This is a genomic window from Kitasatospora sp. NPDC001603 (genome assembly GCF_040298365.1).
Lineage (GTDB): Bacteria > Actinomycetota > Actinomycetes > Streptomycetales > Streptomycetaceae > Kitasatospora.
In genome coordinates, this window is the sequence record NZ_JBEPAA010000019.1 from 15,966 (window position 1) to 36,067 (window position 20,102).

At 76.1% G+C, this 20,102-nt stretch carries 23 protein-coding genes; 15 read left to right on the forward strand and 8 right to left on the reverse strand.

What is annotated here, in order from left to right; translation table 11 throughout:
* Positions 1-33: 33 nt before the first annotated feature.
* The 8 genes from ABT263_RS14825 (at position 34) to ABT263_RS14860 (ending at position 6,873) form a co-directional block, all read left to right on the forward strand.
* On the forward strand, positions 34-1,134 hold the full coding sequence (locus tag ABT263_RS14825; RefSeq protein ID WP_352290876.1) for a calcium:cation antiporter: 1,101 nt from the start codon (positions 34-36) through the stop codon (positions 1,132-1,134).
* A 314-nt stretch (positions 1,135-1,448) separates the two neighbouring features.
* Complete coding sequence (locus ABT263_RS14830) at positions 1,449-2,426, forward strand: ABC transporter substrate-binding protein (protein WP_352290877.1); 978 nt, start codon at positions 1,449-1,451, stop codon at positions 2,424-2,426.
* A 157-nt stretch (positions 2,427-2,583) separates the two neighbouring features.
* Positions 2,584-3,903: a geranylgeranyl reductase family protein gene (locus ABT263_RS14835; RefSeq protein ID WP_352290878.1), complete on the forward strand. Its 1,320-nt coding sequence runs from the start codon at positions 2,584-2,586 to the stop codon at positions 3,901-3,903.
* 215 nt (positions 3,904-4,118) lie between these two features.
* A complete protein-coding gene (locus tag ABT263_RS14840; protein WP_352290879.1) occupies positions 4,119-4,778 on the forward strand; it encodes a TNT domain-containing protein in 660 nt (219 codons plus the stop codon).
* Between the two features lie 98 nt (positions 4,779-4,876).
* Positions 4,877-5,482 carry a GNAT family N-acetyltransferase gene (locus ABT263_RS14845; RefSeq protein WP_352290880.1) on the forward strand — a complete coding sequence of 202 codons (606 nt, stop codon included), beginning with the start codon at positions 4,877-4,879 and terminating at the stop codon, positions 5,480-5,482.
* 111 nt (positions 5,483-5,593) lie between these two features.
* Positions 5,594-6,046, forward strand: coding sequence for an HAD family hydrolase (locus tag ABT263_RS14850; protein ID WP_352290881.1), 453 nt, complete (start codon positions 5,594-5,596; stop codon positions 6,044-6,046).
* Positions 6,047-6,115: 69 nt separating this feature from the next.
* The gene (locus ABT263_RS14855) at positions 6,116-6,559 is read left to right on the forward strand and encodes a hypothetical protein (protein ID WP_352290882.1); all 444 of its coding nucleotides are present in this window, start codon (positions 6,116-6,118) and stop codon (positions 6,557-6,559) included.
* Between the two features lie 5 nt (positions 6,560-6,564).
* Positions 6,565-6,873, forward strand: coding sequence for a hypothetical protein (locus ABT263_RS14860; RefSeq protein ID WP_352290883.1), 309 nt, complete (start codon positions 6,565-6,567; stop codon positions 6,871-6,873).
* Positions 6,874-6,894: 21 nt separating this feature from the next.
* Here ABT263_RS14860 and ligD read toward each other — a convergent pair whose 3' ends face one another.
* The 6 genes from ligD to ABT263_RS14890 all read right to left on the reverse strand — a co-directional run bounded on the left by ligD (position 6,895) and on the right by ABT263_RS14890 (position 12,391).
* Positions 6,895-8,787: a non-homologous end-joining DNA ligase gene (gene ligD / locus ABT263_RS14865; protein WP_352290884.1), complete on the reverse strand. Its 1,893-nt coding sequence runs from the start codon at positions 8,785-8,787 to the stop codon at positions 6,895-6,897.
* Between the two features lie 73 nt (positions 8,788-8,860).
* Entirely contained in the window at positions 8,861-9,490 is a 630-nt protein-coding gene (locus ABT263_RS14870) for a TetR family transcriptional regulator (RefSeq protein WP_352290885.1), read from the reverse strand.
* Positions 9,487-10,608: a saccharopine dehydrogenase family protein gene (locus ABT263_RS14875; RefSeq protein ID WP_352290886.1), complete on the reverse strand. Its 1,122-nt coding sequence runs from the start codon at positions 10,606-10,608 to the stop codon at positions 9,487-9,489. The genes ABT263_RS14870 and ABT263_RS14875 overlap by 4 nt, the downstream gene beginning before the upstream one ends.
* Before the next feature lie 43 nt (positions 10,609-10,651).
* Positions 10,652-10,999 (reverse strand): MmcQ/YjbR family DNA-binding protein, encoded by a 348-nt coding sequence (locus ABT263_RS14880; RefSeq protein ID WP_352290887.1) that lies wholly within the window; start codon positions 10,997-10,999, stop codon positions 10,652-10,654.
* A 49-nt stretch (positions 11,000-11,048) separates the two neighbouring features.
* Positions 11,049-11,471, reverse strand: a complete 423-nt coding sequence (locus ABT263_RS14885; RefSeq protein WP_352290888.1) for a VOC family protein — start codon at positions 11,469-11,471, stop codon at positions 11,049-11,051.
* A 35-nt stretch (positions 11,472-11,506) separates the two neighbouring features.
* Positions 11,507-12,391 (reverse strand): helix-turn-helix domain-containing protein, encoded by an 885-nt coding sequence (locus tag ABT263_RS14890; RefSeq protein ID WP_352290889.1) that lies wholly within the window; start codon positions 12,389-12,391, stop codon positions 11,507-11,509.
* 139 nt (positions 12,392-12,530) lie between these two features.
* Here ABT263_RS14890 and ABT263_RS14895 point away from each other — a divergent pair, with 139 nt between their 5' ends.
* Positions 12,531-12,965, forward strand: a complete 435-nt coding sequence (locus tag ABT263_RS14895; protein ID WP_329491208.1) for a CBS domain-containing protein — start codon at positions 12,531-12,533, stop codon at positions 12,963-12,965.
* Positions 12,966-13,143: 178 nt separating this feature from the next.
* On the opposite strand, the gene ABT263_RS14900 is transcribed toward ABT263_RS14895, so the two are convergent.
* Positions 13,144-13,536 carry a transglycosylase family protein gene (locus ABT263_RS14900; RefSeq protein ID WP_502885806.1) on the reverse strand — a complete coding sequence of 131 codons (393 nt, stop codon included), beginning with the start codon at positions 13,534-13,536 and terminating at the stop codon, positions 13,144-13,146.
* A gap of 461 nt (positions 13,537-13,997) precedes the next feature.
* Between ABT263_RS14900 and ABT263_RS14905 the strand changes: the two genes are divergently transcribed.
* A complete protein-coding gene (locus tag ABT263_RS14905) occupies positions 13,998-14,510 on the forward strand; it encodes a universal stress protein (protein WP_352290890.1) in 513 nt (170 codons plus the stop codon).
* Between the two features lie 101 nt (positions 14,511-14,611).
* Here ABT263_RS14905 and ABT263_RS14910 read toward each other — a convergent pair whose 3' ends face one another.
* Positions 14,612-14,887, reverse strand: a complete 276-nt coding sequence (locus ABT263_RS14910) for a chaplin family protein (RefSeq protein WP_352290891.1) — start codon at positions 14,885-14,887, stop codon at positions 14,612-14,614.
* A 329-nt stretch (positions 14,888-15,216) separates the two neighbouring features.
* Between ABT263_RS14910 and ABT263_RS14915 the strand changes: the two genes are divergently transcribed.
* The 5 genes from ABT263_RS14915 (at position 15,217) to ABT263_RS14935 (ending at position 20,024) form a co-directional block, all read left to right on the forward strand.
* Positions 15,217-15,504, forward strand: coding sequence for a hypothetical protein (locus ABT263_RS14915; RefSeq protein WP_352290892.1), 288 nt, complete (start codon positions 15,217-15,219; stop codon positions 15,502-15,504).
* A 102-nt stretch (positions 15,505-15,606) separates the two neighbouring features.
* On the forward strand, positions 15,607-17,151 hold the full coding sequence (gene pdxR, locus ABT263_RS14920) for a MocR-like pyridoxine biosynthesis transcription factor PdxR (protein WP_442906900.1): 1,545 nt from the start codon (positions 15,607-15,609) through the stop codon (positions 17,149-17,151).
* Positions 17,152-17,369: 218 nt separating this feature from the next.
* Entirely contained in the window at positions 17,370-17,879 is a 510-nt protein-coding gene (locus ABT263_RS14925) for a hypothetical protein (RefSeq protein WP_352290893.1), read from the forward strand.
* 130 nt (positions 17,880-18,009) lie between these two features.
* Entirely contained in the window at positions 18,010-18,897 is an 888-nt protein-coding gene (locus tag ABT263_RS14930; RefSeq protein ID WP_352290894.1) for a DUF1963 domain-containing protein, read from the forward strand.
* A 161-nt stretch (positions 18,898-19,058) separates the two neighbouring features.
* Entirely contained in the window at positions 19,059-20,024 is a 966-nt protein-coding gene (locus ABT263_RS14935; RefSeq protein ID WP_352290895.1) for a hypothetical protein, read from the forward strand.
* Positions 20,025-20,102: the final 78 nt, after the last annotated feature.

Sequence of the window (20,102 nt, forward strand, 5' to 3'; positions counted from 1 at the left end):
CTACCGGGCCCCGGCAATGCGATGCTCGGCCGCATGATCACGAAGCTCCGCGCGGCCACCACGCGGTGGACCGTCGTCGTCCCGGTGGTGTCGTTCGTCGTCCTTGTCCTCACCTGGCACCGCGACCTGCCCGGCTGGGTGGTGGGCGTGATGGCCTGCTTCCTGGCCGGCGCGGTGCTCGCCGCGGTGCACCACGCCGAGGTGGTGGCGCACCGGGTGGGGGAGCCGTTCGGCTCGCTGGTGCTGGCGGTCGCGGTCACCGTCATCGAGGTGGCGCTGATCGTGACCCTGATGGCGGACGGCGGGGACAAGGCCGCGACGCTCGCCCGGGACACCGTGTTCGCCGCCGTGATGATCACCTGCAACGGCATCCTCGGCCTCTCCATCCTGGTGGCCGCGATCAAGTACCGGGTGGCGGTGTTCAACGCCGAGGGCACCGGCGCGGCGCTGGCCACCATCGGCACCCTCGCCACGCTCAGCCTGGTGCTGCCGACCTTCACCACCAGCTCGCCGGGACCGCAGTTCGCGCCCGCCCAGCTGGCCTTCGCGGCGGCCGCCTCGCTGGTGCTGTACGGGCTGTTCGTGGCCACCCTGACCTTCCGCCACCGGGACTACTTCCTGCCGGTCACCCCCGAGGGAAAGGTGCTCGACGAGGAGGACCACGCCGATCCGCCGACCATGCGCGCGACCCGGGTCAGCCTGGCCCTGCTGGCGGTGGCGCTGATCTCGGTGGTGGGCCTGGCCAAGGGCGTCTCGCCGACCATCGAGTCCGCCGTCTACTCGGCCGGGCTGCCGTCCTCCGTGGTGGGTGTGGTGATCGCCCTGCTGGTGCTGCTGCCGGAGACCATCGCGGCGCTGCGCTCGGCCCTGCGCAACCGGGTGCAGACCAGCCTCAACCTGGCGCTCGGCTCGGCGCTGGCGAGCATCGGCCTGACCATCCCGGCCGTCGCGATCGCCTCCGCCTGGCTCCCGGGGCCGCTGGAGCTGGGCCTCGGGCCGACGCACCTGGTGCTGCTCGTGCTGACCGTCGCGGTCGGCACGCTCACCGTCATCCCGCGCCGCGCGACGCCGCTGCAGGGTGCCGTCCACCTCTCGGTGCTGGCGGCGTACGTGGTGCTCGCGATCAATCCCTGAGCGGGCGGGGACCGGGCGGGAGCGGGCCGAAGCGGGCGGAACCGGCGGTCCGGCGACGAAGGGCGTCGCCGGGCCGCCGTCTGCACGTCCGCCGGGCCGCCGTCCGCCCACCCGCCGCCCGGGCCCGCCGGGGCGGCGTGCGAGGATGGCCCGGACCGCCCCCGACGGCGGACCTCCGCCGACCGGCCACCCCCTCACCCCAGGGTGGCCCGACTGGGCACACGGCGACGAGGTCCGCGCTCCGTACCCCGGCAGCCATTCCGGCGCGGCGTCTCCCTGCCTGCTCCCCTCACCTGCGAAGAAGACGCACCGCGATGCACCGCACCCGTTTCGCCGTACCCCCGTCCGGACCGAACCCCACCTCCCCGACCACCCGCTCCCGCACCCGCTCCCGGGTACCGCTGCGCGCCGCCGCGCTCGGCGCGGGCGGGCTGCTGCTCTCCGGCTGCGGCAGCGCCCCCGTCGCCCAGCCCGGCAGCCAGCAGGACCTCCGCGCCCGCCTCCCCAAGGCCGTCAGGGACGCCGGAGTGCTCAAGATCGGCTCGTACCTGACCTACCCGCCGGTCGACTTCAAGGACCCGGCCGGCGAGCCCGCCGGGCTGGACCCGGAGCTCGCCAGGGCGATCGGCTCCCACCTCGGCCTCCGGGTCGAATTCACCGACATGCCGTTCGACAAGCTCATCCCGGCCGTCCAGGCCAAGCAGCTCGACCTGGCGATGTCGGCCGTCATCGACACCAAGCAGCGCCAGCTCGGCGCCGCCGACGACGGGCACCAGGCCGACCCCGGCGTGGACTTCGTCGACTACTTCGCCACCGGAACCTCGATGGTGGTCAAGGCCGGCAACCAGCTGAACCTCACCACGCTGGACAGCCTCTGCGGCCGGACCGTCGCCGTCCAGCGCGGCACCGTCCAGGACGAACTGGCCGGCCGGCAGACCGCGGCCTGCCTGCGGATCGGCAAGCCCCTGCAGATCCACCGCTTCGACACCGACGAGCAGGCGCTCGCCGAGGTGGCCTCCGGCGCCGCGGTCGCCGATCTGAACGACTACCCGGTGGCCCAGTACAACACCACCCAGCCGGGCCGGGCCGGGGTGTTCCAGCTGGCCAACACGCATTTCCTGCAGTCCGGCCCCTACGGCATCACCGTCGCCAAGGACGACACCGCCCTGCGGGACGCCGTCGCCAAGGCGCTGGACCAGGTGATCCGCGGCGGCGAGTACGACAAGATCCTCGACAAGTGGAACGTCCGCTTCGGCGCGGTCTCCAGCGCGGTGGTCAACGGCGGCCTCTGACGCGGTGGCGCCGACCCCGCCCCGATGGCCGCAACGACCGGCGATCGGGGCGGGGCCCGCGTGTCGGGGCGCGGCACGGTGGCCGCTGTCCCTATCGTCTGAGTCCGCTGAGTCCGCTGAGTCCGCAGCCGATCCGATGACCACGTGGGAGTGCGAGATGCCAGGCCCAGAGCAGCAGTTGTCCGCCGCCGGTGCCACCGGCCGCCCGGAGGACGGCGCCGACGTGATCGTGGTCGGCGCCGGCCCGGCGGGCTCCACCGCCGCCTACCACCTCGCGCGGACCGGGCTCGACGTGCTGCTGCTGGAGAAGTCCTCCTTCCCCCGGGAGAAGGTCTGCGGCGACGGCCTGACACCCCGTGCCACCAAGCAGCTGGTCGACCTCGGCATCGACGTCTCGGAGGAGGCCGGCTGGCTGCACAACCGGGGGCTGCGCCTGGTCTCCGGCCGGCGCACGCTGGAGCTGGACTGGCCGCAGCTGTCGGCCTTCCCCTCCTTCGGACTCGTGCGGCGGCGGGCGGACTTCGACGAGCTGCTCGCCCGCCGGGCCGCCTCGGCGGGTGCCCGGCTGGTCGAACGCGCCAATGTGGCGGGCCCGTTGGTCGACGAGAGGACCGGCCGGATCACCGGTGTGACCGCCCGGCTGGGGGAGGACCGGCGGCCCGTCGACTACCGCGCGCCGCTGGTGGTCGCCGCCGACGGGAACTCCACCAGGCTCTCCCTCGCCATGAAGCGCTACCGCCGCACCGACCGCGCGATGGGCGTCGCCTACCGGACGTACTTCACCACCCCGCGGCACCAGGACCGCTACCTGGAGGCGTGGCTCGACCTGCGCGACCCGAAGGACCCGGCGCGACGCCTGCTGCCGGGCTACGCCTGGGTGTTCGGGATGGGCGACGGCACCGCCAACGTCGGCCTCGGCGTGCTGGACACCGCCGCGGTGGCCGGCGAACTCGACTGGCGCGACCTGCTGCGGCGCTGGTGCGCCGCGCTGCCGCCCGAGTACGGCTACACCCCCGAGGGCGTCACCGAGCCCGTCCGGGGCTCCGCCCTCCCGATGGGCCTCAACCGCCAACCCCACTACGCCGACGGCCTGTTGCTGGTCGGCGACGCGGGCGGGACGGTCAGCCCGGCGACCGGCGAGGGCATCGCCTACGCGATGGAGTCCGGCCGGTACGCCGCCGAGACGGTCGTCCAGGCGCTGGCCCGGCGCACCGACCGCGGCCGCGAACTCGCCCTGCGCGGCTACCCGCAGGCACTGCGCTCCGCCTACGACGGCTACTTCGCGCTCGGCCGGCTCGTCGCCGACGTGCTCGGCCGCCCCCGGCTGCTCGGCGCCGCCGGTGCGCTCGGCCTCGGCCACCCGGCCCTGCTGAAGGTGGCCTTCCGGCTGATGGTCAACCTCACCGAGCCGAACTCCCGCGACGCCCTCGACCGGGTGGTGCACGCCCTCGGCAGGCTGGCACCCAGCAGCCGCTGACCGCCGGCCGGTCGCCCCGGGGGCGTGACCCTCCAGTCTGCGCGCCCCCAGGGCCGGGCGGGCGCCGGTTGGCCGGATCCGGTGGGACGGGTGGTGTCGCGAGCCGTTCCGGTTGACGGGGGGTCAGGTGGTCCGTTTGTCTGGGTGGCGACACGGACACGGAGGGTGACCGACCATCCTCCGGTCCGCACCGACGCCGATCCGACGGAGACACCGTGCACCTTCGCCTTCGCCTGCTCCTCGCGCCGCTCACCGCGGTAGTGGCCCTGCTCGCCCCCGCCGTTCCGGCGTCCGCCGCCGACCCGGCCGAAGCCACCCCCTCCGACGCGTGCTCGGCGGCCGACCACCACGGCGACCCCCGCCTCGGCCCCGAGGACCTGCCGCGCACCGGCCCGGTCGGCCGCGAGCTGATCGGCTACCGGCGCACTGGCGGCCTCCCCGAGGACACGTTCCTCGCCACCTACTACGGCGCCACCGCGAACAACGGCGGCCCGGGCTGGATCTACCCGCCGGCCGACGGCTACCTCACCCTCCCCGACGGCACCCCGGTCGAGGTCGAGGTCACCCTGTACCCGAACCAGAACATCGACCGCTACGGCAGCGAGTACGGCGCCTTCCTCGCCCCCGAGGGCCTGCCCTACGCCAGCCGCTCGATCCCCCCGCAGAGCCTCGACAGCACCCCGGCGCCGAGCTGCAACTACCACGACTACAAGGTGCTCAAGCCGTTCAAGGTGCACGCCGGCCCGATCGCGCCGTGGTTCGGCCAGCCCGGTCTCGGCCTCCAGTACCAGCTCGACGCCGGGCTCGTGCCGGACGGGCCGGCCCGGCTGAACGTGCTCTGGCTCGTCGACCACGGGTACCTCGCCCGGATCTGACGCCCGCCGGACCCGCCCGCCGGGCCTCCGCCGCCGGGAGGCCCGGCCGGGCGCGAAATTCGTTGGCGCGCCCACCCGGTCCGGGATAGGAAGGCCCGATGAGTACCGCTGAGACCACCCCCGACCGGCGCGGCTTTACCGCCGTGATCCTCGACCTGGGCGACATCCAGCTCCACCCCTGGGGCCGGCTGACCGACGTCCGGGGCGGGGTGGTGCCCGGGCTGCTGGCCGCCGCCGCCGATCCGGAGATCGCCCGGTGGAACCCGCTCCGCGTCACCGACCCGGCCGGGGCCGAGGCCTACCTGGACCGCTGCGACGCGGGCTGGGCCGACGGCGCCACGGCCGCCTTCGCGGTGGTCGGCGCCGCCGGCGGCACGCTGCTCGGCAACTGCGCGCTCCGCTGGGTCGACCGCGCCGACGGGCTCGCGATGATCGGCTACTGGCTCCTCCCGGCCGCCCGCGGGCGCGGCGTCGCGACCCGGGCCGTCCGGGCCGTCACCGGCTGGGGCATCGCCACGGCCGGCACCCGCCGGATCGAGATCGCCCACGCGGTCGGCAACGACACCTCCTGCCGGGTGGCCGAGCGCTGCGGCTACCCCGCCGAGGGCACCCTGCGCGCCTCCCACCACTACGGCGACGGCGGCTACCAGGACGAGCACCTGCACGCCCGCCTCGCCACCGATCCCGAGCCGCCGCTGCGCTGACCGGTCCTCCCGGTCCGGCCCCGGCGCAACCGTGCCCGGGCGCGCGGCGGGGGTACGGGCCTAGTCTGGAAGGGCGCGTCCGTGCGCGGTGCGGAACGGGGACGGTGGGCCATGACGGTCATCTCGGCGGCACTCTTCGGTACCGATTGGCGCGCCGCGTCACCCGGCTCCGAAGCGTTGCTGCACGAGTGCGCGGCGCGAGGCTGGACGGTCCTGGTGATGGGGCCCGGGCCGGCCGAGGTACCGGTCCTGGCCCTGGCGGCCCCGGGTGACGAGCCCGTCCGGGCGGCCCTCGGCCTGGTCGACGGCAGGCCCGAGCACGCGGTGGTGGTCGCCGCGAGCCTGCGCGAGGTGCTGATGGCGCGTCGCGCACGGGTCCCGTGCGTCGCCGTGGCGGGCGACGCCGGACCGCGGTCCGAGCTGCGGGCGGCCGGCGCGGTCGAGGTGCACCGCGACGCCGCCGCCCTGTTGCGCGTGTTGGACGACAGCCTGTTGGCCCGGCCCCGGGCCTTCGGCGACTGCCGCCCGACGGCTCCGGCCGCACCGGCCGGCCGGAGCGGTTGACGTACACCCCGACCGGGCATCCGCCCGGAGACGAGGACGGCGTCACCGGAAGCGTCGGAGGTGACCGAGATGGACGGACCCGCGTTGAGCGGACGGGAGCGGCGTCTCCTGGAGGAGATCGAGAGCGATCTGCGCCAGGACGCCCGCCTGAACCGGCGGTTGAGCACGATGGGGGTCAAACGGCCGGGGCGGGTCCGGGGCGGGCTGAGTCGCCTGTGGCACCGGCTGCCCGCCGGGGTGGTGATGACGGCGCTGGTGATGTCCGCGATCTGCCTGAGCATCGGCGTGCGCACCCCGACCGTGCCCGTACTGACCGCCGTGGTACTGGTCTGGACGGTCAGCGTGGCCGTCGCGGCCGTGGTGGCGCTGCTGCTGCGGCGGCGCCGCCGCGCGGCCGGGATCCCCCCGGAGGGCCTGCTGGGCGGCGACCGCCCCGACGGGCGGGAACGCCCGGACGGCCGGGACCGGCCCGAGGGCCGCGAGCGCCGGCCGTGGGACCGGCCGGAGGCGTGAGCACCATGACCACCGAACTGCGGGAGTACCGCCCGGGCTCCCACCATGCCGCCGACCAGACCCTGGTCGGCTACGAGGTCGAGGGCACCGACGGCCCGCTCGGGCGGGTCGAGCGGGACACCGGCGACCGGCTGCTGGTCGATGCCGGGGCGTGGGTGCCGGGCTTCCGGGTCCCGGTGCCGGTCGCCCTGGTGGCCCGGATCGACCATCTGGAGCTGGTGGTCCACCTGGACTGCCCCCGGGCGCACGTCCGCGCCCTCCCCCCGCCCGCCGTCGTCGAGGCGCGTGGGGGCGGCCGGCCGGGCCCGGGGTGATCCCGGCCCCGGGCACGCGGATCAGTCGCCCCGCAGCCGCACGAAGGTGGCCGCCGGCGGCCGGCCGGTGACGGTCACCTCCGCCCGCAGCGGGCCGGTCAGCGGCCGCAGGCTGCCGTGGTCCGGGTCGCGCACCGGTGCGCCCAGCAGTCCGTCCACCGCCTCCGCCACCTGCCGCGCCTGCACCGCGGTGAGCCGGGGCGTGGAGAGCAGCACCGGGCCGTCGTCCAGCTCCAGGACCAGCGCCTGCGGCCGGGCGGCCGTTCCGACGACCGCCCGGACGGTCGCGTCGACGGTGTCGCTGCGCCGGTACTTGACCCAGAGCCGGCCGGCGCCGCGCGCCCGGTAGGCCGAGCCGGCGGCCTTGCAGACCAGCCCTTCGACGCCGGTGTCGGCCAGCTGCTCCATCCAGTTCAGCGCCTCCGTCCGGTCGGTGGTGGCCAGCACCGGCTGGACCGGCGGCGGGACGCCGTCGAGCGCGGCCAGCAGCAGCCGGCGCCGGTCGGTGAGCGGCAGTCGGCGGACGTCGCGCCCGGGCAGCGCGAGCAGGTCGAAGGCGACCAGCCCGAGCGCCACCCCGTCCGACGCCCGGCCCTCCCGGGTGCGCAGCAGTTCCTCGAAGGCGAACCTGCCGTCCCGCCAGGCGACCAGCTCCGCGTCCAGCACCAGCCCGGCGGGCAGCCGGGCCACGGCGGCGGCGATCGGGGGGAACTCCGCGCCGAGGTCCCGCCCGGACCGGGACTGCAGGAACGCCGGGCGCTCGCCGCGGGCGAAGGCCACACAGCGGAAGCCGTCCAGTTTCAGCTCGTACTGCACGCCGGAGCCGCCGAGACCGTCGGACGGCGGGACGGCGGTCACAGCGGCCGGGCGCATCACCTCGACAGGCGGCTCCAGGACCACCGGGGAGCCGGTGCCGCTATCGCTGTCGGTGCCGCTACCGGTGGCGGTGCGGGTGCGCGTGCGGGTGCTGCTGCGCGGCGGGTCGCTGCGGCCGGCCGGTGGCTCGTCCGGCGACGACGGCGCCGACGCCGGCGGGGGGAGCGGGCGGGCCCGCCCGCTGTCCAGGAGCGGCGCGAGCAGGTCCCCGAACTCCGCCAGCCGGTCCGGGAGTTCGGCGAGGTCGAAGGTCAGGTCCGCCGTCGAGCCGGCCGCCTCCAGCTCCGCCCAGGAGACCGGCGTGGACACCGTGGGCCGGGGCCGGGCCCGCAGGGTGTAGGGCGCGGCGGTGGTCTTCTTGGCGTTGTTCTGCGACCAGTCCACCAGGACCCGCCCGGCCCGGCGCGCCTTGGCCATGGTGTGCACCACCAGGTCCGGATGGGCCCTCTCCAGCGCGGCCGCGAGGGCCTTGGCGTAGGCGGAGACCTTGCTGCTGGGCGTCGGCTCCAGCGGCACCAGCAGGTGCAGCCCCTTGGAACCGGAGGTCTTCACCCAGCAGTCGAGGCCGTCCGCCGCCAGCCGCTCGCGCAGCAGCCCGGCCACCGTCCGGCAGGTCAGCACCGACGCGCCCTCGCCCGGGTCGAGGTCCAGCACCAGCCGGTCCGCCAGCCCGGGCGCGGCGGCGTGCCACTGCGGCACGTGCAGCTCCAGACAGCCCAGGTTGGCCGCCCAGAGCAGCGCCGCACCGTCGTCCAGCACCACCTGACGGAGGTCCCCGGAGCTGCTCGGCACCTCCACGGTGCGGACCCAGCGAGGTGTCCCGGCGGGCGGGTTCTTGGCGATGAACGCCTCGCCCTCGACCCCCTCCGGACAGCGCAGGAAGGAGACCGGACGGTCCCGCAGATGGGGCAGCAGCACGGTGTGCACGGCCGCGTAGTAGCGCAGCACGTCCCCCTTCAGGGTGCCGGTGCGCGGGTAGTACACCTTGTCCAGGTGCGAGAGGGCGATCGAGCGCCCGTCCACCACCATCTGCGGCATGGCCGCCTCCGAGCTGCGCCGGGACCGCGCGCCCGTTCGCCGGGCCCGCGCAGCCAGTCTGCCCGCCCGCCCGCTACGGCGCGAGCAGGCTACGGGCCGTCCGGAGCAGCTCCTCGTCGGCGGCCGGCTCGCGCACCCCGGCGAGGCCGGAGCGGAACAGCGAGGCGCCCTCGACCAGCATCAGGAACACCTGGGCGCGGCCCTGGACGACGGCCTCCGGCAGGTCGGGCCGGCGGTCGGCGAGGAAGGCCGCGATCCGGGCCCGGTAGTCGGCGTAGAAGGCGCGGACGGCGTCCGCCACCGCCTCGTCCCGGGCGGCGAAGGCCCAGACCTCGGCGAACAGCCGCACCAGCCGGGCGTCCTCCTGCTCGGCCAGCAGGGCGCTGATCAGTGCCTGTGCCGTCCGGTCGGCGGCCTCGGCCGCCCCGGCGCCCGCCGGGTCCGCCGTCGCCGCCGGGCCCGTCGCCGGGTCCGCCGGGGCGAGCAGGGGCGCCAGCCGCTCGGCGGACCGGGTGAGCACCCGCCCCAGGACGGCCGCCACCAGCGCGGCATGCGTCGGGAAGTAGTACTGCAGATGCCCCAGCCGGACCCCGGCCGCCGCCGCGACCGCCCGCATCGACAGCTCGGTGCCGCCCGCGGTCACCAGCAGGTCCTCGGCCGCGTCCAGGAGTTCCGCGCGCCGCTGCTCGCCCTTGCCGCTCACGCCGCCACCGCCGCCCGCTCGCTCCGGACGTCGACCGTGACGCCCAGGGCCGCGAGGTCGGCCAGGACCCGCCCCGGGCGGGGCGTCTGCTCCGGGAACGCCACCCCGGCCGGAGCCGGCGCGCCGTCCGTCCCGAGCACCCGTCGCAGGCCCAGCAGGGCGCCGACCGCCGTCAGGTGCGCCTGCCCGGAGCGGTCCTCGACCACCGCGCCCAGCCCGGCCCCGCCGTGCCCGACGTCGATCCGCAGCCGGGCCACGCCGCCCTCGCCGGGCGAGTACAGCAGGGCGCGCCGGGCCGGCTCCCAGCGGTCGCCCCGGCCCCAGCGGAAGAGTCCGGTGTGCTTGGCGGCCAGCAGCGCCGCGGTGCTGAGCGGGGAGCTGAAGCCGATCCGGGTGGTGGCGGTGGTCGTACCGAGCGTGAGCGGGAGGGTGAACTGCTCCGGTGTGTCGATCCCGGCGACCTTGGTGGCGTCGTCACCGATCCGTACGGTGCGCGGCCCGCTGAGCGGGGCCACCGACCGGCGGCGGCCGTCCCGGACCACCTCGTAGTCCAGGCCGAGCCGGTCCATGAACTCCACCGAGTCGGCGCCGGCCCGGTCCGCGAGGTCCCAGCGGATCGCGGTCTCGACCCGCTCGGCGCCGCCGAGCCGCTCCGCCAGGGCGGCCGCGACCAGGCTGGTGACCCCGCCCATCCAGGCGGAGGAGAGCAGCACGGGGCTGCTCGGGCGCAGCAGCGCCGCCACCGTGGCGGCCCGCTGGAGCCGGGCCGTCCAGCGGGTCACGTCCACGAACGGCACGCCGGCCCGGACGGCGGCCCGCAGCACGCGGTCGTCCGGGTCGTTGACCACCCCCACCACGGCGCGGACGGCGGCGTCGAAGGGCGCCGGGTCGGCGAGGTCCCAGCGGCGGACGGTGACGGCGGGGGTGCCGGCCGGCTGCCCGAGCTCCTGGGCGAGCGCGGCCCCGCGCTGCTCGGAGCGGCCGGTGAGCAGCAGGGGCCAGTCGGGCGCCGCCAGCCGGGCCAGCTCGGCGCCGACGGTGCCGTAGCCGCCGACCAGCAGGACGGGACCCTCGGGATCGTGGGTCAGGTGGTCGTGGACGTCCGGGGAGAGGTTCATGGGAAAAGAATAGGTCAGTCGACCTAAAAGTTCTGTGAGCCCGTCAACGGAGCCCCGTCACCAGCGCGTACGCGTCCCCGACGTGGTCCTCGATCCGGGCCCAGTCGACCGGCGGTCCGTCGAGACGCACCCCGACCCAGCCGCGGTGGCCCACGTACGGAGGCCGGAAGTACCGCTCCGGCGCCTCGGCGACCAGGAACTCCTGGGCGCCCGCCGGAGCCGGGCACCAGAAGGCGAGGCGGTCGTCGTGGTGGTGGTCGGCGAGCATCACGAACACCCGGGCCCGCCGCCCGGCCCCGGCGAACCGGGTCGGCTCCCCGTGGCTGATCCGCTCGGACACCTCCGGCAGCGCCAGGCAGAGCTCCCGCAGCCGGTCGACGGGGCCCGCCACCCCCGTAGGGGGCCCCGCCGGCCCCGCGGCCGTCACCGGGGCCACCGCCTCAGCCGGCCGACGGGCGCGGCGAGCCCGGGTAGGTGCCGAAGTACCACTGGTTGCCCTCCGGGTCGGCGGCCGCGAAGTCCCGCGAGCCGTACTCGGTCCCGTGCAGCTCCTTGGTGATCCGGGCCCCGGCAGCCACGGCCCGCGCGTGCAGGGCGTCCGGCTCCGCCGTGACCACGTACGCGCTGAAGGCGCCCGGCTGCCCGGGGCAGGGCTCGCCGCCCTCGGCCTCGGGCCGGTCGGAGCCCAGCATCACGCCGCCGCCCTCCGGCCAGGCCAGCTCGGCGTGCGCGACGAACTCGCCCTCGCCGTACGCGACGACCTCCTCGAAGCCGAAGGCCTCCACCAGGAAGCGGATCAGGGCACGGGCGTCGCGGGCGCGCAGGCTGGGCCACACCTGCGGGGCGGGAGTCTTGTCGTTCATGGGGATCTGCCTCCTCGGGGCGGTCCGGGTTCCTCTCACGACCCCCACTCTGGCGCCGCCGCCCCCGGACCGCCTTGGACGTTTCGGAACTTCGCCGCGTCCGGGCCCTCCTCGGCCAGCCAGAGGCTGGGCGCGCACCCGGCCAGCGCGCGGAACTCGCGGGCCAGGTGGGCCTGGTCGAAGTAGCCGCAGCGGGCCGCCAGCTCCGCCAGCCGGGGCGCCGGGCCCGCAGCGGCCAGCAGGTGCCGGGCGCGGTCGAACCGGATCACCCGGGCGGCGGCCTTCGGGGTCAGCCCGGTCTCGTGGCGGAACCGGTTCCGCAGGTGCCGGCTGCTCCATCCGGTCTCCCGCGCCAGCGCCGACACCGGGAGCGACCCGCCACTGCGCCGCAGCTCGGACCAGGCGCGGACGACCTCGGGCGGCACCCGCCCGGAGGGACGGGCGGCCCGCAGCAGCGCGCCGTCCAGGACGGCGAACCGCTCCGGCCAGCCGGCGGCCAGTTGGAGCTCCTCCTGGAGCCGCCCGCTCGCCCGCCCCAGCACGGCCTCCGCGGGCACGTCCACGCCCGCCAACTCCCCGGCCGGCAGGCCGAGCAGGGCCCGGGCGGCCAGCGGGTGGACGGCGATCTGGACGCCGGACTGCCGCCCGTCGTGGGTGATCAGGGCGGGCGAGGTGTGCAGCCCGCCGAGCAGGGTGGCGTAGTCGCCGCCGGGCTGGGCCGGATCCGGGTGCCCGGCGACGGTCAGCGGCTCGTCCAGGGTGAGGATGAAGGTGAGGTACGGGGACGGCAGGCCCCGGTGCGCGGCGGGTGCCAGGCCGCGCTGGCGGTAGCCGGAGTACCAGGCCACGTACGGCCGCAGCGCGCCGGCGGGCCGGGCCCGTACGGACTCGTCGACCGGGTCGGGGAGGTCCTGCGTCACGCCCCCAGTATCGGTCCCGGTGCCGGTCCCGGCGGGCCGGGGGCGCCGCCGTGCTGGCTCGCGGGTGCCCGGGGTGTTGCTTATGGTGAGCGCACCGGAACACCCGGTGCTCGGGGGGAAGACCTGCGAAGGAGTCCCAGTGACCACTGCCCGAGAGATCATGCACACCGGTGCCCAGTGCATCCGCGCCGACCAGACGCTCGCCGAAGCCGCCATGATGATGCGGGACATGAACGTCGGTGCTCTCCCGATCTGCGGCGACGACCAGAAGCTGAAGGGCATCATCACCGACCGCGACATCGTGGTCCGATGTATCGCCGAGGGCAAGGAGCCGGCGGACATGACCGCCATGGAGCTGGCCGGGCACCTGCACTGCGTCCGCGCCGACGACTCCATGGAGGCGGTGCTGAAGAAGATGGAGCAGCACCAGATCCGGCGCATCCCGGTGATCGACGGCGACCGGCTGGTGGGCATGATCAGCGAGGCCGACCTGGCCATGGGCCACCGCGACGGCCACCGGCTGACGGACCAGCAGATCATCGAATTCATGGACAGCGTCTACATGATGCGGTGATCGCGCGGCGCCGGGCCCGGTGCGGGAGCGCCCCGGGCCGACTCGGCCGGTGCCCCTCCGCGTGAGCGGTTCGGCGCCGTCCGGGTGTGCCACGACGCCGCTGGACCGGACCGGGTGGTCGGGTGCAGCGGCGTTGTCGTGCCCGGGTGGGCGGGTGTGGCGGGTGGTGCTGGGGGTGTTACTTGGTGAGGCCGGCCTTGACGGAGCAGACGGGCCAGGCGCCGGGGCCCTGGGCGGCGAGGACCTTCTCGCCGATGGCGATCTGCTGGGCCTTGGTGGCCTGGTGGGCCTGGGGGGCGTAGCTGGTGCCGCCGAAGGCTGCCCAGGTGCTGGAGGTGAACTGGAGGCCGCCGTAGAAGCCGTTGCCGGAGTTGATGGCCCAGTTGCCGGTGGCTTCGCAGGCGGCGACCTTGTCCCAGACGTTGGCGGGGGCGGCGGAGGCGGTGTTGGCCGTGACGAGGCCGGCCACGGGCAGGGCGGTGAGGGCGCCGGCCATGAGTGCCGTGCGGACGCGGTTGCGGCGCTTGGTGGCGGTGGTGGTGGCGGCGGTGGTCTCGTTACGGAGGGTCATGCGGGTCCTTTCGGGGGGGTGTGCGAGCGTGCGGAACCAGGCCCTGGGGTGGGTGGTTTCGTGTCGCGGGGGGTGGGGGCACCGGGTGCGGTGCGGGGTGGTGGGCCCTGCGGTGCGTGGTGGTCGGTGCAACGGGTTCGAAGTTACGGGGGTGGGGTGGGGGTTTCAAGGATTCGTAGGTTTGGGCTGGTGGGTGGGTGGTTACCGGGGGTATGGATCTAGGGATTGGGCTGTTTTGAAGGTGTTTGCCCCGTTTTTCAAGATCGTTTGGGGGGTGGGAGTGGTCCGGGCCACAGGTTTGGGGGTGTGAGGCCGGGCACATCGTCGACGGTGGGTGACGGGGTGTCGGCGGGGGGTGCGGATCGTGGGGGGTGGGGGTCCGGGGTCGGGTGGCGCGCACCACAGCCCTCACCCGACGTGCCCCGTCCGCTCACCCGGCGTGTCCGCCATAGCCTCTGGGCATGAGCAACGAGAGCGATGCAGAGGCCGTCGGCGGCGCCGAGGAGCCGGGGGCGGCGGTCGCGCCCGCCGGGTTCGAGCTGGGGACCGACGGGCCCAAGGTGATCCTGGCGGGGCTGGACGGCTCGGAGTCCTCGTGGCGGGCGACCGCCTACGCGGCCGGGCTCGCCCGGCGGCAGCACGCGACCCTCGCGGTGGCGTACGTCCAGCCCGTCCTCGGGGCGGCCACCGCGCTCGCGGGCGCGGCCGTCGGGGAGACCACGCAGGAGATCGCCGACGAGCTGCTGGCGGCGCTGCGCGAGGCGGAGCGGCGGCTGAGCGACGTCTGGCGGCTGGACTGGCGCTTCCTGACCCTCCGGGGCGACCCGTTCGCGGGCCTCGCGCGGATGGCGGACGAGCTGCGGGCGGACGCCGTGGTGGTCGGCGGCTCCGAGCAGGCCGGGCACCGGGTGATCGGCTCGGTCGCGGTCCGGCTGGTGAAGGCGGGCCGCTGGCCGGTGACCGTGGTGCCGTAAGGGGGAGGGGCGGGGGCCGGCGGACGGCGGACTTGGACGTGCGGAAGGGCTGCGATCCGGGTGGGACCGGACCGCAGCCCTTCCGGCTGTCGGGAGGTCGCTCAGCCGAGGATGCTGACGCTGTTGCCGCAGATGTTGATCGGGATGCTGATCGGGATCTGGATCTGGTTGCCGGAGAGGACCCCCGGCGAACCGGTGACGACGCCGCTGGCGTAGGCACCGCCGGTGTTGACGCAGGTGGTGCCGGAGGACAACTCGGCGGCGGCGGCGCTGTGCCCGACCCCGTCGCAGTCCCCCGCGAAGGCGGGGCCGGTGGATATGACGGCCAGCGCGGCGGTGAGACCGGCGGCGAGCAGGTACTTCCTGGTGTTGGTCATGCCGGTAGGAATAGCCAGCCGACACGCTGAACCGGACACGATCCGACCGGAGTGCCACCCGATCGGCGCTGCGATCCGACTCGGATGCAGGAACCGGGCCGGCCGGCCGTCACCCGAACGGCGGGCATCGGGCGCGAGCACCGCCGGGCCGCCGGTCCCGGTCCGGGGCGGGGCGCTGTCCCGGTCCGCGGTCGGGGCCGCGATGGGCCGCCGGTCCCGTGCGTCCGGGACGTCCGCCGTCCGATGCTCGATGCGCGGGGCCGGTACGACGGCCCCGGGGCGTACCGCCCGACGACCCGCTACGGCTCACGCCACGCAAGGGAGACCGCATGTTCGCGCACTGGGGTACCTTCACCAAGAACGACACCCTCGGAGACTGTCTCGGCGTGGCCCAGAGCGCGCTGCAGCGCCAGGGCTTCCAGGTCTGGGACCTCGCCGGCGACGGCGACTACCAGGTGATCGGCGGCAACTCCGCCGTGATCGCCCACATCGTCTGCGTCCCGCAGTCCGGGAACATCTGGATCACGGTCAGCGCCTACTCCACCGACTCGGCGCTCGCCGAGCGGACCCGGAACGACGTCCGCACCTACATCGTCAACTCGGTCCGGATCGACTGAGACCGGCCGGCTCCGGCCGGGCCCCGGCGCGAGCCGGTCCGCGGGGCGGTGCCACCCGCCCGCCCTCGGGCCGGTTCGTACCCGGCGATAGGGTTCGGGACCATGACGGACACCCCGGTCGCACACCCCCGGAAGCCCGCCCGCCCGACGGCCGGGCCGAGACCCCGCCCGGCGGCGGCAGCGACGGCTGCGGCACCGGCGACGGCGACGCTCGTGGCCGGCCCGCCCGACGGCCCGGCCGGCAGTGACCTGCACCTCGAACTGCCCGCCACCGGCGGCCGCCGCGCCGCGCTGATGGCCGCCCTGCGCGAGGCGATCCGCAGCGGCCGGCTCGCCCCCGGCACCCGGCTGCCGCCGTACCGCTCGCTCGCCGCCGACCTCGGCATCGCCCGCAACACCGCCGCCGACGCCTACGCCGAGCTGGCCGCCGAGGGCTGGCTGACCGCCCGTCAGGGCTCCGGCACCACCGTCGCCGACCGGGCCGAGCCGGTCGCCGCGACCCGGGCCCGCCGGACGTCCCCGTCGCGCCGGCCCGCCCACGACCTGATCCAGGGCCGCCCCGACGCCTCCGCCTTCCCCCGCGCCGACTGGCTCGCCGCCGGCCGCCGGGCGCTCACCTCCGCGCCCAACGAGGCCTTCGGCCCGGGTGACCCGCAGGGCCGCCGCGAGCTGCGGGTCGCCCTCGCCGACTACCTGGCCCGCGCCCGGGGCGTGCGCACCGACCCCGAGCGGATCGTGGTCTGCTCCGGCTTCGCCCACGCGCTGCGGCTGCTGTTCGACGGCGCGGGCGCGGTGCTGGGCGGCCCCGCCGCCGGTCCGCTGGCCGTCGAGGCCTACGGGCTGGGCTTCCACCGGGCGCTGCTGGCCAGGGCGGGGGTGACGACGCTGCCGCTGCCGCTGGACGAGGACGGCGCGCGGATCGACGCGCTCGCGGAGCACCCGACGGTGCGCACGGCGCTGCTCACCCCGGCCCACCAGTTCCCGACCGGCGGCCCGCTGCACGCCGCCCGGCGCGCGGCGGTGATCGACTGGGCGCGCGGGAGCGGCGCGCTGGTACTGGAGGACGACTACGACGGCGAGTTCCGCTACGACCGCCGGCCGGTCGGCGCGGTGCAGGGGCTCGACCCGGAACGGGTGATCTACCTGGGCAGCGTCAGCAAGAGCCTGTCGCCCGCGCTGCGGCTCGGCTGGATGGTGCTGCCCGAGCAGCTGGTGGACCGGGTGCTGGCCGTCAAGGGCGAGCGGGAGGCCTGGGCGAGCGCGCTCGACCAGCTGACGCTCGCGGAGTTCATCGAGTCGGGCGGCTACGACCGGCACGTGCGGCGGATGCGCCGGCGCTACCGGGACCGCCGGGACCACCTGCTGGCCGAACTGGCCGTGCGGGCGCCGCACATCGAGGTGTCCGGGATCGCGGCCGGCCTGCACGCCGTGCTCCGGCTCGCGCCCGGCACCGAGCGGTCCGTGCTCAAGGCGGCGGCCTACCGGGGGCTGGCCCTGGACGGGCTGGCGGACTACCGGCACCCGCTGATCGGGCCGGACGCGATGCCCGTGGCGGATGGTCTGGTGGTCGGCTACGCCACGCCGGCCGACCACGCCTACCAGGCGGCCGTCGCCGCGCTCTGCGACGTCCTGCCCGCCCCGCTCTGACCGGGGCCGCCGGCCCGCACGCTCCGGCCCGCACGCTCCGGCCCGCACGCTCCGGCCCCGGGCGGGCGGTGCGGGCCGGAGGGTAAGGGGAAGGGCCGTAGCCGGAGGTGTCGTGGCGTAGTCAATGGCCCGCCGCGTCCGCTCCGCTGTCATATGCCAGTACGGGCCCGGGCGGAGGCCGGTGCCACGACCGGTGGCGCCGCCTAGGCTCACTGGTCATGCGCAGAACACATGTGAGCCGTCTCGGAATCGCTGCGATCCTGGCCCTCGTCGTCGGTCTGCTCCTCTCGGCCGCTCCCGCCCAGGCGGACACGCCGCTGCTCACGGTCGCCTCCGACCGGGCGACGGCGACCCCGGGCTCCGCGGTCACCCTGACGTTGACGCTGACCAACCCGCACGACACCCCCGTGCGGTTCGTCTACCAGTCCGTCCAGCCGACCTACCAGACCAGCCAGGTCCCCGGTCTGGCGTACGCCTTCTCGTCCTGCGGCGGGGCGGTCAGCGCGTGCGACACCGGCGGCACCAGCGGCCTGGTCCACCACACCGTGCCCGTCGCGGCGGGGGCCTCCACCACCGTGACGCTGACCTACGACATCGCGGCCGGCTCGGCCTGCGGCGCCGGCACGCGGATCGACTTCTACACGTACCTCTACTACGAGTACCAGTCCGGCGCGGCCTCCGACTCCGGCATCTTCGACATCCCCGGCAACGAGGTCGTCTGCTCCTGACCCCGGCCGGTCCGGCCCGCTCGCGCGGACACCCGTCCCACAGTCCCCCGTCAGGTGCCGGCCGCCCCCGTACCGGCACCTGACGGGCCTTTCGCGTGCGCTGTCGGACCCTCGTGACAGGCTTGCGCGCATGGCCGAACCGCTGACCGACGCGACCGACCGCACCGCCGCGAGCGCGCCCGCGGGCCTCCCCGCGCGCATGACCGCAGCCGCGAGCACGACCGCCAGCTCCCCGGGCCGGTCCGCCGCCCACCCGGGGGAGCCGGGCCCGCGCGGGCTGCCCGTCCCGCCCGGTGTCGCCGAGGCGATCCGGGCCCGGGCCGACGAGCGGACGGCTCCGCTGGTCCACGGCCTGATGCGGCCCTCGCTGGCGCTCGCCGCAGGGGGCGACGGTCCGCCGGCCGGGGTGCTCGGCGGGCTGCCCGCCCTGCCGGCCGGCACCGGGTGGCCGGAGTTCGCCGGGCGCCCGATGCAGCTGCTGGCCCAGCTCGACTGCGCCGGCCTGGCGGAGGCCTTCCGCACCACCGGCCGGGGCGGTGACTGGCCGCTGCCGACCGCCGGGCTGCTCCTCTTCTTCCACGACGAGTGGCTCTCCGACTTCACCGGCCGTGGCTGCCGCGTCCTGCACGTGCCCGTGGGCGCACCGCCCGGACCGGCCCCGGCCGACGGCCCGGGCACCCCCGCCGTCCCGGCCGTCGAGGTCCGGGCGGAGTGGCGGCTCTCCGCGCCCTCCTACCAGGACCGCGAGCTGGAGAACGTCTTCCCCGACGACTTCATGATCGCCCTCGACCTCGCCGCCGACTTCCGCGACCACCTCACCGCCCCCGGCGTGCGGGTGCTCGGCTGGTGCGACACCGACACCGGCCGCCCGGCGGGGCACCGGCCGCTGCTGCAGATCGGGAGCCGCGCCCTCGCGGTGGACTGGGGCGAGTGCGTCAACGTGTCGTTCTGGATCACCGACGAGGACTTGGCGGCGGGCCGCTTCGACCGCGTCCGGCACGGCTTCGAGGTCGCCTGAGCGGGCCGGCGAACGCCGCCCGGAGCGGGCCCGCCACCGCTGCCCGGGCGGGGCCGCCCGGCCGCCACTAGGCTGCTGGAAGAGGTGGGGGCACCCGCCCGCGACCGCCGGTCCGCCCGGCCGAGCGGTCGGACCCCGATCGCCGAACCGGTGGGACGGACGTGGCAGCAGAGGGATCGGCGGCATTCGACGCGGCGGCGCCCGACGGCCCGGAGCCCCCGGTCGGCGAGCTGCTGCGCTCGGTCCGGGCCCACCCCTCGCTGCTGCCCGAGACCCTCGCCGTCTTCGCGGTCCGCCACCGCGGCCCCCGGGCCGCCCGCCGGGTCGCCGCGCTGCGGGCGGCCCACCCGGAGGCGACGCCGCAGGAGCTGGCCGGACTGGCGGTGACGCACGCCCGGCGGGTGAGTCAGAGCGAGGGCGCCTTCGTCGGCGGGCCGTTCATGGTGCTCATCCCCTTCGCGTTCTGCACCGCGCTGCTGGCCCAGGCCCAGCTGTTCCTCGAACTCGCCGCCCTGGCCGGGAGGGACCCGGCCGCCCGGCCCCGGGCCGCCGAGGTCCTGGTGCTCCAGGGCGCCTACCCCGATGTCGTCGCCGCCGGGCGCGCCCTGGACACCGCGCCCCGGCCCTCGGCCGGGCGGCGGCGCGGGCTCTGGTCGCTGCTCCGGCGGATGGCCCGGCTGCTCGGGCTGACCAGTGAGGGGGCCGATCCGCCGCCCTCCCGCTGGCGGACGGCCGGCGGCTGGCTGCTGGTCCTGCTGGTCTTCCTGATCGGGCTGGTCGCGCCGCTGGTCTGGCTGCCCTACATGGGCTTCTCCTACGCCCGGGCGACCGACCGGGTCGGCAGCCGGGCCGTCGACTTCTACTTCGGCGGCGACGTCGCCGGGGCCGCGCTGCGGCGGCGCCGGCGCCGCGCCGACCCGGCGACCGTCGCGGCCACCATCAGGGCGGGGATCTCGCTGGTCCTGCCGGTGGGGGCGGTGATCGTGCTGCTGCTCGCCGACATCCGGGTCGCGGGCAGCCGGTGGCCGCTGATGTCGATCATCCTGCTCGTGCTGTCCGTCCTGGTCGGCGAGGTCTGGTACCGCCGCCACCGCCGCCACCGGCGGGCCGCGGCGCAGGGCGGGTGACGGGCCGCCGCCCGGGCGTCCGAGCGGCCGCCACCCGGCGCTTGGCCAGGTGTTCGACACGGGAACGCCTGTGCCATC

Coding starts and splice junctions, on each gene's coding strand:
- ligD (WP_352290884.1), bottom strand. CDS start 8,787: ATGCCGCAGATGGTGGTGGACGGGCGCTCGATCGCCCTCTCGCACCTG.
- ABT263_RS14855 (WP_352290882.1), top strand. CDS start 6,116: ATGGACGGACCCGCGTTGAGCGGACGGGAGCGGCGTCTCCTGGAGGAG.
- ABT263_RS14930 (WP_352290894.1), top strand. CDS start 18,010: ATGGCCGAACCGCTGACCGACGCGACCGACCGCACCGCCGCGAGCGCG.
- ABT263_RS14900 (WP_502885806.1), bottom strand. CDS start 13,536: ATGACCCTCCGTAACGAGACCACCGCCGCCACCACCACCGCCACCAAG.
- ABT263_RS14825 (WP_352290876.1), top strand. CDS start 34: ATGATCACGAAGCTCCGCGCGGCCACCACGCGGTGGACCGTCGTCGTC.
- ABT263_RS14885 (WP_352290888.1), bottom strand. CDS start 11,471: ATGAACGACAAGACTCCCGCCCCGCAGGTGTGGCCCAGCCTGCGCGCC.
- ABT263_RS14925 (WP_352290893.1), top strand. CDS start 17,370: ATGCGCAGAACACATGTGAGCCGTCTCGGAATCGCTGCGATCCTGGCC.
- ABT263_RS14860 (WP_352290883.1), top strand. CDS start 6,565: ATGACCACCGAACTGCGGGAGTACCGCCCGGGCTCCCACCATGCCGCC.
- ABT263_RS14910 (WP_352290891.1), bottom strand. CDS start 14,887: ATGACCAACACCAGGAAGTACCTGCTCGCCGCCGGTCTCACCGCCGCG.
- ABT263_RS14875 (WP_352290886.1), bottom strand. CDS start 10,608: ATGAACCTCTCCCCGGACGTCCACGACCACCTGACCCACGATCCCGAG.
- ABT263_RS14850 (WP_352290881.1), top strand. CDS start 5,594: ATGACGGTCATCTCGGCGGCACTCTTCGGTACCGATTGGCGCGCCGCG.
- ABT263_RS14845 (WP_352290880.1), top strand. CDS start 4,877: ATGAGTACCGCTGAGACCACCCCCGACCGGCGCGGCTTTACCGCCGTG.
- pdxR (WP_442906900.1), top strand. CDS start 15,607: ATGACGGACACCCCGGTCGCACACCCCCGGAAGCCCGCCCGCCCGACG.
- ABT263_RS14915 (WP_352290892.1), top strand. CDS start 15,217: ATGTTCGCGCACTGGGGTACCTTCACCAAGAACGACACCCTCGGAGAC.
- ABT263_RS14830 (WP_352290877.1), top strand. CDS start 1,449: ATGCACCGCACCCGTTTCGCCGTACCCCCGTCCGGACCGAACCCCACC.
- ABT263_RS14905 (WP_352290890.1), top strand. CDS start 13,998: ATGAGCAACGAGAGCGATGCAGAGGCCGTCGGCGGCGCCGAGGAGCCG.
- ABT263_RS14835 (WP_352290878.1), top strand. CDS start 2,584: ATGCCAGGCCCAGAGCAGCAGTTGTCCGCCGCCGGTGCCACCGGCCGC.